17 protein-coding genes and 1 tRNA gene are annotated in these 14,851 nt (G+C 37.7%); 3 read left to right on the top strand and 15 right to left on the bottom strand.

What is annotated here, in order from left to right:
• From EHQ43_RS13770 to EHQ43_RS13735, 8 genes are all read right to left on the bottom strand, one after another.
• The gene (locus EHQ43_RS13770; protein ID WP_244242813.1) at positions 1–297 is read right to left on the bottom strand and encodes a BolA family protein; all 297 of its coding nucleotides are present in this window, start codon (positions 295–297) and stop codon (positions 1–3) included.
• Positions 281–1,051: an ABC transporter permease gene (locus tag EHQ43_RS13765; protein WP_135742176.1), complete on the bottom strand. Its 771-nt coding sequence runs from the start codon at positions 1,049–1,051 to the stop codon at positions 281–283. The genes EHQ43_RS13770 and EHQ43_RS13765 overlap by 17 nt, the downstream gene beginning before the upstream one ends.
• Before the next feature lie 2 nt (positions 1,052–1,053).
• On the bottom strand, positions 1,054–1,971 hold the full coding sequence (locus EHQ43_RS13760; RefSeq protein ID WP_135771498.1) for an ABC transporter ATP-binding protein: 918 nt from the start codon (positions 1,969–1,971) through the stop codon (positions 1,054–1,056).
• Positions 1,972–3,003, bottom strand: coding sequence for an oxygen-dependent tRNA uridine(34) hydroxylase TrhO (gene trhO / locus EHQ43_RS13755; protein WP_135771497.1), 1,032 nt, complete (start codon positions 3,001–3,003; stop codon positions 1,972–1,974).
• Complete coding sequence (locus tag EHQ43_RS13750; protein WP_135771496.1) at positions 3,003–4,385, bottom strand: dihydrolipoyl dehydrogenase; 1,383 nt, start codon at positions 4,383–4,385, stop codon at positions 3,003–3,005. The genes trhO and EHQ43_RS13750 overlap by 1 nt, the downstream gene beginning before the upstream one ends.
• Positions 4,386–4,478: 93 nt before the next feature.
• A complete protein-coding gene (locus EHQ43_RS13745; RefSeq protein WP_135771495.1) occupies positions 4,479–5,270 on the bottom strand; it encodes an SDR family NAD(P)-dependent oxidoreductase in 792 nt (263 codons plus the stop codon).
• Positions 5,267–6,277: a zinc-binding alcohol dehydrogenase family protein gene (locus EHQ43_RS13740; protein ID WP_135771494.1), complete on the bottom strand. Its 1,011-nt coding sequence runs from the start codon at positions 6,275–6,277 to the stop codon at positions 5,267–5,269. Before EHQ43_RS13740 ends, EHQ43_RS13745 begins: the two co-directional genes overlap by 4 nt.
• A gap of 12 nt (positions 6,278–6,289) precedes the next feature.
• On the bottom strand, positions 6,290–6,571 hold the full coding sequence (locus tag EHQ43_RS13735) for a hypothetical protein (protein ID WP_208731049.1): 282 nt from the start codon (positions 6,569–6,571) through the stop codon (positions 6,290–6,292).
• A gap of 98 nt (positions 6,572–6,669) precedes the next feature.
• Here EHQ43_RS13735 and EHQ43_RS13730 point away from each other — a divergent pair, with 98 nt between their 5' ends.
• Positions 6,670–7,578 (top strand): LysR family transcriptional regulator, encoded by a 909-nt coding sequence (locus EHQ43_RS13730; RefSeq protein ID WP_135771493.1) that lies wholly within the window; start codon positions 6,670–6,672, stop codon positions 7,576–7,578.
• On the opposite strand, the gene EHQ43_RS13725 is transcribed toward EHQ43_RS13730, so the two are convergent.
• From EHQ43_RS13725 to serA, 4 genes are read right to left on the bottom strand one after another with little or no spacing between them, the layout of a single operon-like run.
• Positions 7,568–8,323 carry an endonuclease gene (locus EHQ43_RS13725; RefSeq protein WP_135742168.1) on the bottom strand — a complete coding sequence of 252 codons (756 nt, stop codon included), beginning with the start codon at positions 8,321–8,323 and terminating at the stop codon, positions 7,568–7,570. The two genes, EHQ43_RS13730 and EHQ43_RS13725, sit on opposite strands and share 11 nt — an antisense overlap.
• Before the next feature lie 8 nt (positions 8,324–8,331).
• The gene (locus EHQ43_RS13720) at positions 8,332–8,724 is read right to left on the bottom strand and encodes an MAPEG family protein (RefSeq protein WP_135771492.1); all 393 of its coding nucleotides are present in this window, start codon (positions 8,722–8,724) and stop codon (positions 8,332–8,334) included.
• Positions 8,725–8,769: 45 nt separating this feature from the next.
• Complete coding sequence (locus tag EHQ43_RS13715; protein ID WP_135771491.1) at positions 8,770–9,546, bottom strand: MBL fold metallo-hydrolase; 777 nt, start codon at positions 9,544–9,546, stop codon at positions 8,770–8,772.
• Between the two features lie 24 nt (positions 9,547–9,570).
• Positions 9,571–10,794, bottom strand: a complete 1,224-nt coding sequence (gene serA / locus EHQ43_RS13710; RefSeq protein ID WP_135771490.1) for a phosphoglycerate dehydrogenase — start codon at positions 10,792–10,794, stop codon at positions 9,571–9,573.
• Between the two features lie 57 nt (positions 10,795–10,851).
• Between serA and EHQ43_RS13705 the strand changes: the two genes are divergently transcribed.
• Positions 10,852–11,400: a hypothetical protein gene (locus tag EHQ43_RS13705; RefSeq protein ID WP_135742164.1), complete on the top strand. Its 549-nt coding sequence runs from the start codon at positions 10,852–10,854 to the stop codon at positions 11,398–11,400.
• Positions 11,401–11,564: 164 nt separating this feature from the next.
• Here the strand turns inward: EHQ43_RS13705 and lysS are convergent, their stop codons facing one another.
• Together lysS and EHQ43_RS13695 are read right to left on the bottom strand one after the other, a co-directional pair.
• The gene (gene lysS, locus EHQ43_RS13700) at positions 11,565–13,049 is read right to left on the bottom strand and encodes a lysine--tRNA ligase (RefSeq protein WP_208731070.1); all 1,485 of its coding nucleotides are present in this window, start codon (positions 13,047–13,049) and stop codon (positions 11,565–11,567) included.
• A gap of 10 nt (positions 13,050–13,059) precedes the next feature.
• A complete protein-coding gene (locus EHQ43_RS13695; RefSeq protein ID WP_135742162.1) occupies positions 13,060–13,698 on the bottom strand; it encodes a hypothetical protein in 639 nt (212 codons plus the stop codon).
• Between the two features lie 103 nt (positions 13,699–13,801).
• Here EHQ43_RS13695 and EHQ43_RS13690 point away from each other — a divergent pair.
• Positions 13,802–13,883, top strand: a tRNA-Leu gene (locus EHQ43_RS13690).
• A 41-nt stretch (positions 13,884–13,924) separates the two neighbouring features.
• Here EHQ43_RS13690 and EHQ43_RS13685 read toward each other — a convergent pair.
• Complete coding sequence (locus tag EHQ43_RS13685) at positions 13,925–14,809, bottom strand: alpha/beta hydrolase (protein ID WP_135771489.1); 885 nt, start codon at positions 14,807–14,809, stop codon at positions 13,925–13,927.
• Positions 14,810–14,851: the final 42 nt, after the last annotated feature.

The following is a 14,851-nucleotide window of genomic DNA, read 5'->3' as shown; positions in this document are numbered from 1 at the left end:
TTATTTAGACGATTGATTTGGGTAGGAAAGATCCATTTCTAATGCATGGAGTCCTTTTTTAAATTCCCCGGCAAGGATCCCATAAACCTCTCGGTGTTGTTCCACAATTGATTTCCCTTTGAATGTCTCGCTAACCATTTTGATTCGAAAATGTGTTTCCTTTGAATCTTTTGTCATTCCTGGGTGGCCAGCGTGTTCTAATGTCACATCGAGGACTTCTAATTCTTTCGGTTGGAAAGATTCTGTCAAAACTTGTTCCATTCTGCTTTTACGGCTTTGTTTAGTTTCTGATTCCATAACCAACTCTCATTAATCTAACATTGAGTAAAAAAAGTAAAATGGACAGAACAAGGATGAATCCAAGTGAAAAGATTAAATTTACGTCAGTGATACCGATGAATCCATAACGGAACAAATTTACCATGTATAGAATTGGATTTAGATAAGAGATGGTTTGCCATACTTCCGGTAGATTTTTCACTGAATAAAACACCCCTCCTAGGTAAGTTAAGGGGGTTAGAATAAAAGTTGGAATGATTGTTACGTCATCAAATTTTTTAGCAAATAATGCATTAAAAAAACCACCTAACGAAAATAGAATCGATGTTAATATAACTGTGATGATGATGATAAAGGGATGTTGGAATCTCAGGTTCGTAAAAAATAAAGAAGTAAGAGTTACAAGAATTCCAACAAATAAACCTCTTACGACTCCTCCAAATGTATAGCCTAAAACAATTGTATAAGGAGAGGTAGGTGAAACTAAAAGTTCTTCTATATTTTTTTGAAATTTGCTAGAAAAAAAAGAAGAAACTACATTATTATACGAATTTGTGATGACACTCATCATAATGAGACCTGGTACGATAAATTCGATATAGGTGAAATCTCCAATTTTACCAATTTGGCGACCAACAAGTTCTCCAAAGATAAGGAAATACAATGCCATTGTGATGACAGGTGGGATTAAGGTTTGTACCCAAATGCGAATGATACGAATCCATTCCCTTCGAACAATTGTTTTAAGTGCTGTTAAGTTTTCTTTCCACATAATTAGTGTTTCCCTGTAAGTGATAAAAACAATTCCTCAAGCCTATTTGATTTATTCCTTAAACTTAATACTTCCAACTTGTTCTTTGTTAGTTCAGAAAAAAGTTCATTCACCGATGTATTTTTACTAAGTTGAACTTCTAAACTATGGTCATCTAACCAAGTCCAATTGAATTTCTTTGAAGTTGGTTTGGTTTTGAATGATTTTTTTAAATCTATAATAAAAGTCTCTTTATCCAAACGTTGTAAAAGTTTTTTCATCGAAGTGTTTTCTACGATTTCACCTTGGTCGATGATAGCGATATTTTTACAAAGTGATTCTGCTTCTTCTAAGTAATGAGTCGTGAGTATGATTGTTTTGCCAGCTTGGTTAAGTTCCTTTAAAAAATCCCACATGGATCTTCTAATTTCTATGTCTACTCCAGCAGTTGGTTCATCTAGAATTAGAAGTTTTGGATCATGAATGAGTGCTCTTGCTATCATGAGTCTACGTTTCATACCTCCACTTAGAGTTCCTGCTGCGGACTTTCGTTTGTCATATAAAGACAATTTGTCTAAATAGTATTTTACCCTTTCTTTCGCCTCTTTTAGTGGCATACCATAAAACCCAGCTTGGTTAATCAAGATTTGTTCTACAGCTTCAAAAATTCCAAAATTGAATTCTTGAGGGACAATGCCAAGAAACGTTTTTGCGAGATTTAAATTTGTATCGATATCCACTCCAAAAATTTTAACCTTCCCTCCTGTTTTATTCACAAGAGAACTCAATATTCCAATCGTTGTTGATTTACCAGCTCCGTTTGGGCCAAGCAGCGCGAAAAAATCTCCAGATTCCACTTTCAAATTAATGGAACGAAGTGCTTTGACTCCATTTTTATATGTTTTTTCTAAACTATCTAGTTCGATTGCATAAGGATTCATTTATTTTCCTACTAGTTTCCTTGTTAGGTGGTGTGTTGGGTATTTATGTTGTTTTCTTTGTTCTTGTCTAAGTGATTTTTGAACTTCTTCAGGAAGAGTAACAATTTTTTTACATTCCTCTGAACAACATCCCAAAAGTTTGTTTGAACATGACTCACATTGGACGATGAGTACATGACAGCCAAGATTTGCACAATTGGTATGTCTATCGGAAGGACTTCCACAGGTATAACAAACAGTTAAGATATCATCAGTGATTCTTTCTCCCAAACGGTCATCAAATACAAAGTTTTTTCCTTTGAACTTGGAAGTAAGCCCATGGTCTGTCACAGCCTTTGCATAATTAATAATCCCACCTTGTAATTGGTGGACTTTTTCAAATCCTTTGTATTTTAGGTAAGCACTTGCTTTTTCACAACGAATTCCACCGGTACAATAGAGGAGAATTTTTTTATCTTTGTCGTTTTCTAGGATTTGTTCAACAAGTGGAAGTTCTTCTCGGAACGTACCTACATCTGGCAAAATTGCATTTTCAAAATGTCCAACTTCCGATTCGTAATTATTACGTAAGTCAACGACGATTACTCCTTCTTCATCTAATGCTTTGTGGAATTCAAGAGGGGACAAATGTGTGCCAACGTTTGAAGGATCAAATTTAGAATCATCAAGTCCATCAGCGACAATCTTTTTTCGCACTTTGATGGCAAGTTTGATAAAACTTTCTTTTTTATCCTCAACTGCGTCATTGAAGTAGATATTTTTAAGTTCAGGGAGTGAATCGACAAAGGAACGAAGAGCATCATAATTTTCTATCGGTATAGAAAACTGTGAATTGATGCCTTCATTTGCTAAATAGATCCTTCCTAAGACACCTAAATCTTCTAATGAATCATACAATCGATTTCGAAATTCGATTGGATCGGATATTTTTACATAACGATAGAATGATATGACTCTACGTTCTCGCGTATCTGCTAACACTTTTTTCTTCAAAGTTTCTTTATCGTAACGATTGAATAAAAATTTTTTCATTAGTTTCTCTCTTTCAGTTTTTGTTCGCGAACCTTCCGAAAGGCATTCCTTGTGATTTCAGAAATTGCCGGGTGAATATAAATCATTCCCAAATAATCGTCGAGTTTTGCATTTAAATACATCCCCATAACGATTTGATGGATAAGATTGGCAGCTTCTTCACCAATGATATGTGCACCGATCACCTGTTCTGTTTTTTTGGAAACCAATACTTTTACAAATCCAGATTCGGATAAACGAGCCATACCTGTGGCACTGGACCGATATGGATTCACTCCTTTATAATAAGGAATATTGTCTTCGATTAACTCTTCTTCTGTTTTTCCAACACTTGCAATTTGTGGATGAGTGAAAATTGCTTCAGGCATTGGAGGGTATTTGATGGGTGATTTCTCTTTTCCACTATATAGGTTATCAAATAAGTATTCACCTTCAAAATTAGCACTGTGACGGAAAAAATACCTTCCGATCACATCACCAAAGGCGTAAACTCCAGGTTCACCAGTTTGTAAAGATTCATCCACAATGATATATCCATCACGATTGCATTGGACATTTGTATGTTCTAATTTTAAATCTTCAGTATTGGGTTTGATCCCAGTTGCGATTAATAATTTCTCTGCTTCGAAGTTAATATTTTTGCCTTCTTTGTTTTTGCCTGTCACTTGGAACATACCGTTTTGAAACTGGATGTTCGAAAATTGAAAATTTGTATGGATAGGAAAGGGAAGGTTTTTGTTTAATTCTTCTTTGATTTCACCATCAGCATGTTTTAAAACTTCACCTCGTGTGAGACCGGAGACTTTTGCACCGTACGCCTGATAGGCGGCACCAAGTTCAAGTGAAATAAATCCAGCTCCAATGATAATAAGAGACTTCGGGAAACGATCAGGAGACAAAGCTTCCCTGGAAGTCCAAAAAGGAGTATCTTTTAAACCTGGAATCTCAGGTAGATTTGGCCTTGTTCCTGTGACGATAAATATATGTTTGGCGGTGTAATCTTCGTTGCCATCAGTGATGATTTTTGGGCCTTTGAACCAAACTTTCTTCGGGTAATAATTTATATTTGGATTTTTGACATAGGCGATGGGAATAGAATCTGAGTCCGCTTTTACGGTTTGGTTCACACGTTTAAAAATGCCATCTACATCAAAGTTAGGTTGGTTTGGGTACTGAATTCCAAAGCGTTCCGATTCCTGTTTCAGACGTAAAAGTTCCGATGGATAGATGACCATTTTTGAAGGGATACAACCTCGGTTGAGGCACGTCCCACCAGGAGTTTCTTTTTCAAAGACAGCCACTCGTTTGCCGATTTGCGATGGTGGGGTGACGAGTTTTGTCCCAGCACCGGCACCAATGACAATGATGTCATATTCTTTCATAGCAATTCCAGAATCCAATTCCGTAGTTTTCTGTAAATGAAGCAAAATCTCTTTTGTCAAATTTAGAAAAAACTACGAACCCCATTCTCACCTTTAAATGGATTTATAAACCCCTCCGTCGGCACGAACCGACGCACCATGGATCATCGAGGCCAGTTCGCTGGCCAAAAAGACAATCACATTGGCGATTTCTTCTGGTTTGGCAAACCTCTGGACAAGTGAACTCGGGCGGTTTTCCCTTATGAAATCTTTTGCCATCTCTTCGTTGGATTTTCCTTGGGCCTTCGCCAAACTTTCGATGAACTCTTCCACCCCTTCCGAAAGTGTGGGACCGGGAAGGACGGAATTCACTGTCACTCGTGATCCCTTGGCAATTTCGGCGCTTCCTCGAGAAATTGAAAGTTGTGCTGTTTTACTCATCCCATAATGCACCATCTCCGCTGGAATGTTCAGAGCAGATTCACTAGAGACAAATATAATCCTACCAGAATCCCTTTCTAACATTCCCTTGAGATAATGTTGTGTGAGTTCAGCACCACTGAGTACATTGGTTTCGTACATCTTTTTCCAATCCTCTCGTGTGATTTCAAAAAAAGGTTTTGGTTCAAAATACCCGGCGTTATTGATAAGTACATCCACATAAGGAATTTCTTTGATTAGTTTTTGGATTCCTTCTTCGGTTGCAAGATCAGCTGAGGAACCACCTAACTTTGATTCCGGAAGTTTGGATTTGATTTCTTGAATTGCGTTATGAACCGCATCATCCTTTCTGCCATGAATGACGACTTCCGCTCCTTCTTCTGCAAACTTAAGTGCAGTTTGGAAACCAATTCCTTTGGTAGATCCTGTGACTAAAACTTTTTTATTTTTAAGACCTGTATTCATTTTGTAAAACCTCCGAGTACAATTTTACCGATTGTTTTTCCTGATTCTAGTAGTTCGTGTGCCTTTGTTAGAGTTTCCTCTGTCATTTCTCCTAAATCGATATGATTTGTGGGGATAATTTTCCCTTCTGCAACCAAACCTCCCACTTCTTCTAACAATTGTTTTTGTTTGATACGATCTACCGTATGGAACATTGACTTTGTAAACATAAACTCATTAAGATATCCATTACTTTTCGATTTTAGTAAGTTCATATTGAGTGGGGAGTCTGTTTCCACAATGGAACAAATGTTTCCAAAAGGTAGAAGGACTTTACTAATATTTTCAAAATGTTCTTTAGGTTCACTGAAAAGTAAAACTTCATTGACACCATCGAATCCCAAATCTTGGACTTGTTCCAAAAAGTCTTTTTGGGGATGGATGGCATAGTCGACCCCTAATTTTTTCACCCAGGTGATTGACTCCTCTCTGGAAGCTGTGGCAAACACAATGGCATTTGTCATTTGTTTTAAGATTTGAATGGCAATACTTCCCACACCTCCCGCGCCAGCTACGATTAGAATCTTTGTCTTTTGTTTTGGATTTATTTTAAGTTTTTCAAAGATGGCTTCATAGGCTGTAATCGTTGTTAAGGGAAGAGAGGCCGCTTCTTTGAAACTTAGATTTTTTGGTTTTTTCCCGACGATCAACTCATCTACTACTTGGAATTCTGCGTTGCTACCAGGGCGTTTGATATCTCCCGCATAGAATACTTCTTCTCCTATTTTAAGGGTAGATACTTTATTACCAATCTCTGTGACAACACCACTCGCATCCCATCCTAGAACTCTTGGACCTGGGTTTTCTGAATGGATGGATTTTTTAACTTTATAATCGACTGGATTAACCGAGACCGCTTTGACATTCACTCGAACATCATAGTCTCCGAGTGGTAAGGATTCGGCATCTAATGTTTGTAAGATTGTTTTCTTTAGTTTGGAATCAAAAATAGCTGCTATGGTTTTCATAATTTTCTCACTTTAAAATGGAATCAATCGATAGGGTATCAAACTAGACTTAGTATTCCTTCCGTTAAGATTAAGGACATCTAAAACTAACGCTAAAGGTGGAATGTGGTAACCTATGGTGTTTACGACAAAGCTTGGGATCGGTGTCTGAGAAAAAAGAGTTTGGATCCATTCTCGAAAGACCCCATAATGTTTGCCCATGCGGACGATGCCTTGACCAAGTAGGTTGGTGCCAAAGGCGATTCTTAATACGAAACTTGCTACAGCAATTCCGTTGGTTTCTATTGTTTTCATAGGAGCCGGTCTGAAATGATACCAAGATTTGTAAACAAAAAATATACATAATGAAACTGAGTTGACTTATTGGATACTAATAGTTTACAGTGGATTTGATGATTTCGGCGATCCGTGATTTAGAGGACCTAAAAACCTTTGTATTCGTTGCACAAGAACGTAGTTTTACCCTGGCTGCGGCCAAAATGGGTGTGACCAAAGCTGCTGTTGCCAAAAGGATTTTGGGGCTGGAAAAGATTTGGAAGACTCAGCTTTTCTACCGCAATACGAGAAAGGTGGTTCCTACTAGGGATGCGGAGTTGATTTTACAAAAGGTGGCGTCTGTTTTAGACAGTGTTAAGGATTTGGAAAATTCCTTCGCCAACAAAGATGTGTTAGAGGGAACACTTCGCGTTACTTGTGTGAGTTCTATGTCTAATAACTTTGTTACTGATATGATCGAACGCTTTCAAGAACAAAACCCCAAAATCAAAATCCAGCTCATTGTCACTGATAGTCTTTTGGACCTTATGGAAGAATCGATCGATATAGGAATTCGTGTGGGAATGGAAGTTCCCTATAACCTTGAGGGAACCTATCTTTTCCAAAATCGTATTGTAGCTGTTGTGAGTCCCGATTATTGTAAGACTAACCACATGTTAAAGTTAGATTCTCCAAAGGATTTAGAAAATCATAACCTATTGTATTTAGATTTCCATAAAGAGGTTCGTTTTTCGGGAACAGAGATTCGCCTATCGGATATTACCAAGAATCGAAACTTTTTATCGAATGATGCGGCAAGTTTAGTACAAATGGGTTTAAAGGGAAAAGGGGTTCTCATCCGTTCATTTTGGGACATTGAAGATCATATCCAATCGGGGAGACTCATTCCCATTCTAAAAGATTTTCCTTTGGAGAATTTTGGAAGTGTTTGGCTTGTACATCCCATGAACCGAACACCATCGCGCCGAGTCATGGTTTTCCGCAATTTTCTAGAATTGGAATGTAATCTTCGGTTCAATCAATAAAAGGATTTTTAATAGACTGGATTTTTTCTATGATTTCATTTTTACGAATTTCAAACGTATCGGGTGGGTCGAGTTTGTCCCAGGTTTCATAGAGTTTACGCCTTCCCTCTGGAATAACGATTCCATATTTCCACTCCATATAGAAATACGTACGAGCAATGTCTCCGCGAATCTTTGGTTCAGGTTCAGCTGTTTGTTCTTTAAAGTTCACTTCAAAATCACAAAGTCCATAATTTCTTTCTTCGCCTTCAATTTCCCCAAAAGAAAAAATGCCGCGGTCGGCATTGATCTCTCCGGGAACAGGAAAGATATTGTGTAAATCCGCTTCAATTTTGTTGAATTCTGGATCTATGGTTTGGCAACATTTCCGTCCGCGAACAGGTTTTCCATTCAGCTCACAATCTTTTTTTGTCCAACATTCTCTATCTTTTCCAAAACTATGCGCTGGCACTATATGTTCCCACTCAATCCATGTTTGGCGTTTGGTATCTTTTCTTGCTTTGAGCCCGCAGGAATCATGGTTAATTTTGAATCGACCTAACTCTTCTTCATCTTTTTCAAAATTACACCCACAATAGAAGTCCTTACCGATTTTGGCATAAAATCGTTTTAACACTCGTTTGGCTTTTTGAAAATCGGTAATGGCGTGTTTCTCCGTTGCTATAGATTCTTTTTTTTCGGAAAGTACAGCATATGCGAGACATATAGAAAAAAGGATTAGGATTATATAAAAATTATTTCGCAAACTGTATGTTAATAAACTAACGGTAAAATATACATACTCACATTACATAAAAATGCGATTACCCAAATCGTGGAACGTGCATAGGAAAAATCTGCTATATAAAGATAAATGTACAAAAATCGGAGGGATATAAAACTTAGTGCTAAGATTTCAACGAAGTATAAATCTACTTCTAAGAGTAAATTGAGTAGGATTGCAATTCCAAACATGGAAAATGCTTCAAATCCATTTTGGTGGGCAGCGTAGGCACGTGCACCCCAACCTGTAAGATTTGACTGCTGTGATCTTGGGTGGTGGTTATCATACCCTCTCTCTTCTCGGGCCATTGCGACGGCAACAAAGGCTTTTGCTAGATAAATCTGGCTAATGGAAACCAAAAGGCAAATGATAAGAATTGTCATAAATAAAATCGTATGTATAATATTCGAAATTGTAAAATGAAAAATTTACCAATGGTCTCTAAGTTTTCGTAGAATTAAAAACAAAGATCGATCATCAGTCACTTCTTCACCTAAAGCCGTTAGACGGTCTCTAATAGACATTGAATCCCTTCGAAAAAATGGACTTAATTTTTTTTCGAGTCCAATCGTTGAAATAAAATGTGGGGGAATTTCTTTTTGGAAGTTATCCCTTTCCTCGTGGTTTGGGTCTACGTGATGGGAAAAGGCAAAATTGTTTTGCCAATAATCATGACCTGGGTAAAGGAGACAAGAATCTGGAAGTGTTTTGTATTTGGTTTCAATTGTGTGGTATAAAGTAGGGGCATCTCCTCCTCGAAAACAATTTCCAACCCCTAGATTAAACAAAGTGTCACCAGAAAATATTCCAAGGATTGTGTTTGGATTCTTATGAACAAAACTCAAATGTGAAAAGGTATGCCCAGGTGTGTCCCAAACTTCAATGGATTCGCCTTCTGTTTCAAAACAAATATCTCCTTCGTTTAGAGTCTCATCCAGGCCAGGGATTTTACCCTTTGCATTGGTATGACCAAATACAACACAGTTGGTTTCTTCTTTTAATTCTAAATTTCCTTCTGTATGGTCTCCATGTTCATGGGTATTCAATATCCCTTTTAGTTTTAATCCGAGTTTTTTAATTTGAGACAAAATGAGTGGAGCATTATAAGGATCAACACAATAGACCTCTCCTGTTCTATTAGAATAGATAAGATAGGTGTAATTACGAAGAGGTGAGTTTGTGAAAATGGGAAGGACTTCAATCATATTGATTTAATCCTTCCTATATAGTTAGTAGAGTATTCGAGTACGAATCGAATGTTTGTGGGCTTTGATTTTATCTTTTAACTCATCACCCAAATTTTTATCAATTTCCATACTCAAATAACCAATGTTTGCTGACGTACTCAAGTTTTGTGTTAGGATATTCCCACCCATATCTGAGATAATGGAGTTAATATCCCTTAAAAAACCTGGTTGGTTTTGGTGGATATTCAAAATGCGGTGGTATCCTGATTTTAAACTTCCTAGTTCAATGTTTGGAAAATTCACAGAAAATGTTGTTGAACCGTTATTGATAAATTTTAATAATTTTTCAGCAACTTCGGTTCCAATGTTTTTTTGAGCTTCTTCTGTAGAACCTCCAATATGTGGAGTGAGGATCACATTCGGAAGTCCTTGTAGCGCACTTACAAATGGATCATCATTCGATTTGGGTTCTTCAGGAAATACATCCACACCAGCACCGGCAATTTTACCTGATTTGATTCCTTCTACAAGAGCATCAATTTCAAGTACCTTACCACGAGACAAATTCAATACATATGCACCATTTTTTAGGAGGTTTAGATGTTCCTTTCGGAAAAGGTTTTTTGTTTCATCTGTTTCCGGAACATGGAAAGAGATAAAATCAGATTGTTTTAAAAGGTCCTCGTAACTTGCAGCCGCTGTTGCATTACCTAGTGGAAGTTTGGAAATGATATCATAAAAAACAACTCGCATTCCCATCGATTCCGCAAGGACTGAAACTTGGGTTCCAATATGGCCGTACCCAATGATACCAAGAGTTTTTCCACGGACTTCAAAACAACCTTTTGCTATTTTATTCCATTTGCCGAGGTGAACATCTCTAGATTGGTCTGAGGCTTTTCTTGCAAGCATGATAATTTCAGCAATGACTAGTTCTGCGACGGATCTTGTATTACTGTAAGGAGCGTTAAAAACTGGGACCGCTTTTTTTTCGGCTTCTTCCAATTCCACCTGGTTTGTTCCGATACAAAAACAACCAATCGTCATTAATTTTTTTGCATTACCTAAAGCTTTTTTAGAGACATTCGTTTTACTGCGGATACCGAGGACATGAACATCTGCGATTTTTTCGATGAGTTCCGCTTCTTCCATCGCATCTTTGACAAGAGTCACGTCAAAACCATCTCGGTGGAAAAGTTCATAAGCATCCTTGTGGATGTTTTCCAGGAGTAGGACTTTTATTTTTCCTTTGGGATAAGATACCATAGGAACAGGATTTTTTCCTTTGCCAAACCTTGCATCTCGAAAAAGGTTGGGCTTATCATGGAAAGAATCTTCTCATTGACCCGAATTTCCTCCATTTCCCTCTTTTTTCTTGTCCTTTTCTCCTGTTCAGGGAGCAAGGCTTTTGTTGTGACCCCAGAGCCAACGTTAGAACAACAAACGGCGATTTCCAAAGACATCTGTTTGCAAAAATACCTTTGGGTATTCTCTGGAAAACGTCCTTGTGTGTATTTCAAAGCAGAAAGGGACAATGGAACTGGAGCTGTAACTTACTTTCTATTGTACGAAATTGGAACGTTTGATGTTGATATTCCAATTGGAGTTTCTTTAAAGTTAGGGGAAACTTGGTACAATCTCAAAAAGACAAATACTGATTATTCAGATACGATCATTGTGACTTCAGCACTCACACAAGAAATTGTCCCAAAAATTGGGGAAAATCAAAACATCACAATTAGTTATACGAATCGAAAGGAAACGATCAATTACCAATTGAATTCGGACCAAACGGCCAAGTTCCAAATGAATTTATCAAAACTCATCCGTGTGATTGAATCAGAACCTAAACTGAATATTAACAAACGATAAAACCTACTGACGACCGTGGAGAATCATCATGATTGGAATCTACGGAATCGTGATTCGTTTAATGATAAAGATTAGGAAATGAGTTCATTTTCTAATGAAAAAACCTCTCCGAAATCATTTGACTAGGAGAGGTTTTTTTATAGTCTGAAACTTTGTTTTGAATTTTATTCAGGTCGCATCAATGGGAAAAGAATTGTATCTCGAATGGAATGTGAGTCTGTCAGTAACATCACCAAACGATCAATCCCAATTCCAAGTCCACCTGTGGGAGGGAGACCATATTCTAATGCGCGGATGTAATCATCATCCATCATAAAGGCTTCGTCATCTCCAGCTTCTCTCTGTTTCACTTGTTCTTCAAAACGTTCTCTTTGGTCAAACGGATCGTTTAACTCAGTAAAGGCGTTCCCAATTTCACGTCCAGCCACATACGGTTCAAAACGTTCTACATATTTTGGATCGTCTTCCCTTGATTTTGCAAGTGGAGAGAGTTCTTTTGGAAAATCAGTGATAAAAATAGGTTGGATGAGATGTGGTTCGACAAGAGAACTAAACACATCATCGCACACTTTCCAAATGGAAACAGAATCTGATGAGTCAACACCCTTGGATTTTGCTTTTTCGATTGCTTCTTTGACATCAGTAATTTGGCTAAAATCGATTCCAGAATATTCTTTGATGATGTCGATGTATTTGATTCGTTTCCATGGTGGAGTGAGGTCAATTTGATCTTTTCCATAAGGAAACTTCAGTCCTTTGCCAATGGCATTGGCAACATAGACAATCATCCTTTCTGTTAAGGATAACATTGTTTCCATATCTCCAAACGCCATATAAGCTTCCATCATGGTAAACTCAGGGTTGTGTTTTGTGGAAATCCCTTCGTTTCGGAAATTTCGATTGAGCTCAAATACCCTGTCCATTCCACCCACGATGAGTCGTTTCAAATAAAGTTCTGGAGCAATTCGGAGAAAAAGTTCCATATCAAGAGTGTTATGGTGGGTTACAAAAGGCCTAGCCGCAGCACCTCCAGCAATCGGTTGCATCATTGGAGTTTCCACCTCTAAAAATCCTTCGTTTGTTAAAAACTTTCGAATTTCGGAAATGATTTTTGAACGCATTTTAAATGTTTCGCGTACGTTTTCATTGACAACAAGATCCACATAACGCATTCGATACCTTTGTTCAACATCAGAAAAAGCATCATAGATGACACCGTCTTTTTCTTTCACTACAGGCAATGGTCGGATACATTTTGCAAGAAGTTGAACGTTTGTTAAGTGGAGAGTGGTTTCACCCTTTTGTGTTTGGAATAACCAACCTTCAATTCCAATCCAATCACCAAGATCAAGTGATTTGAATAGAGAATAATTTTCTTCCCCTAAATCATCACGAGTTGCATATAATTGAATGAGTCCTTCTGCATCTTTTAAATGGGCAAAACTTGCTTTTCCCATCACGCGTTTTGCATGTAATCTCCCACCCAATTTGAAAGATTTTTTTTCTGTGTTGGTCGGATCAAAACTAGATAATAAAGTTTTAGAATCAGAATTTGGAAAAAAACGAAGGGGATAGGGGTTAATGCCTTTTGTTTTTAATTCTTGAATTTTTTGAATTCGTTGTTCAATAAGTTCGTTTGAATCTTTGATTTCATCCATTTTAAAGGATACCTCTAATATAAGAATAAATATAACGTACTAATTCAACGGAAATTTCTTTTACGCCTGATTCAGATAAAAACCAATTGGAAGCAGAAACTTCAGATGGAAAACCGTATGCTGTCACTTTCACTGGCAAACTGGTTAAGGTTTTTTTGTAAATATTCAAAACCCTTCGTTTTTCAAACTCTCGTGTGAGAAGTAAAATGGAACCTAAGTTGTCGGAAACAGCTATTTTTAATAGGTTTTTGGATGCCTCGTCTGTGTCACCCATTTTGGATGCACTGATAAAAACCGTTTGAATTTGAGAACTAGGCATTCCATTCGAAATTAGGATTTCTTTTGTTTTTTGATCGATTTCCATTGGACTAAAAAACTTGTTTTGGGATTTGTCTTCTCTGCTAACAAGGATTAGTTTTTTGAAATCTGCCTTCGCATAAAGAGTAGCAACGCTTTTTAGATTTTTTTTAGAGGGTTGGTCTTCTGAAATTTCAAGAACTGCCACATCTGATTTTTGGTAGGGTTCGTTTGATCCCAACCAATAGGGACTTGAGAAAAACAGACCTAAAGTAAGGAATACAGGCGAAAGGAACCCAAGGAAGAGTAATTTGAAACGAAATGTTAAATCAGAGACTTGCATACTTGCCCCTACAACCTACTGAAAACTCATGGCAAGTGACAAGAGAAAATTCATCTCCTTGACGAAAGAACCTCTTTTCCTAACCTGTCCTACATACACACCCGCTCGGATGGTGGAATTGGTAGACACGCTACTTTGAGGTGGTAGTGCCGCAAGGTGTGGGGGTTCGAGTCCCCCTTCGAGCAGAAACTTCTCCCGACAAAACGCAAAAGAAGCATTTTTTCACTTATTTTAAATATGTTATAAAGAAACTCACTGATCTTTCTTCTGCTTCCTTCGGGTTAAAATTCCAAATTCGCTCATGACGATTACATTCAGGTGCCCATAGGCTTTTTGGTTCTTTTGCCGCAGCAAACAAATCTTCTGCATGATGGTAGTTTACATAGTCATCCATCTTACAATGGAAAATTGCGATGGGTCTAGGGTGAATGTTTGTTATGTGGTCAATAGGCCGAACCGTATCCATATCAATTCCACTGCGATAGTCTAATACCCATTTTACAACTGGTAAGAGGGGATAATAAGGAATTCCAAAATCACGTTTTGCCGACTCGATTAGAACATCCATTGCGCTTCCATAACCACTACTGAAAAGACCAGCTTTGATTTCAGGATGATTGGCCATTGCAATGATACTTGTCGCAGAACCCATCGAAAAGCCAAAGATTCCAATTTTGGTTTCACCTTTTGCTTTTAGGAATTGAAGTGCCGCATCTACATCTTTTTGTTCCAATCCTCCCATGGTTGCGTAGCCTCCATGATTCCTCCTTAGGCTTAAAAGTAATAGGTTAAAACCAACTTTGTTTAAACTAGTCGCAAACCTTAAACCTTCGTTTCTTTGGCCACCATGTCCATGTACCATTAAGATAGTACCTTTCGATTGTTTGGCGGGGATCCAGTAACTAACAAGGTTCAATTTGTCTTCCGTTGTGATTGTAACCTCTTCAAAATTCAATCCGAGTTCTTTTGGACCTTGGCAAAACACATGGTGGTCAGGGTTACATCGAACCTTTGGATACAAGACAAGTCCTGAGAAATAATAAGCGATACCAAGGAGTAGGATGATACTAAATAGCAAAATGAAAGAAGTGAGTTTGAGGATCCGTTTCATGAGATAAGGAAATTACAAAGAAAAAGAAAATCTGCAAGTAAA

Origin of the sequence: Leptospira bouyouniensis (genome assembly GCF_004769525.1) — a bacterium.
GTDB lineage: Bacteria > Spirochaetota > Leptospiria > Leptospirales > Leptospiraceae > Leptospira_A > Leptospira_A bouyouniensis.
Note: the sequence above shows the minus strand (reverse complement) of the source record. Positions and strands in the feature narration are given on the sequence as shown.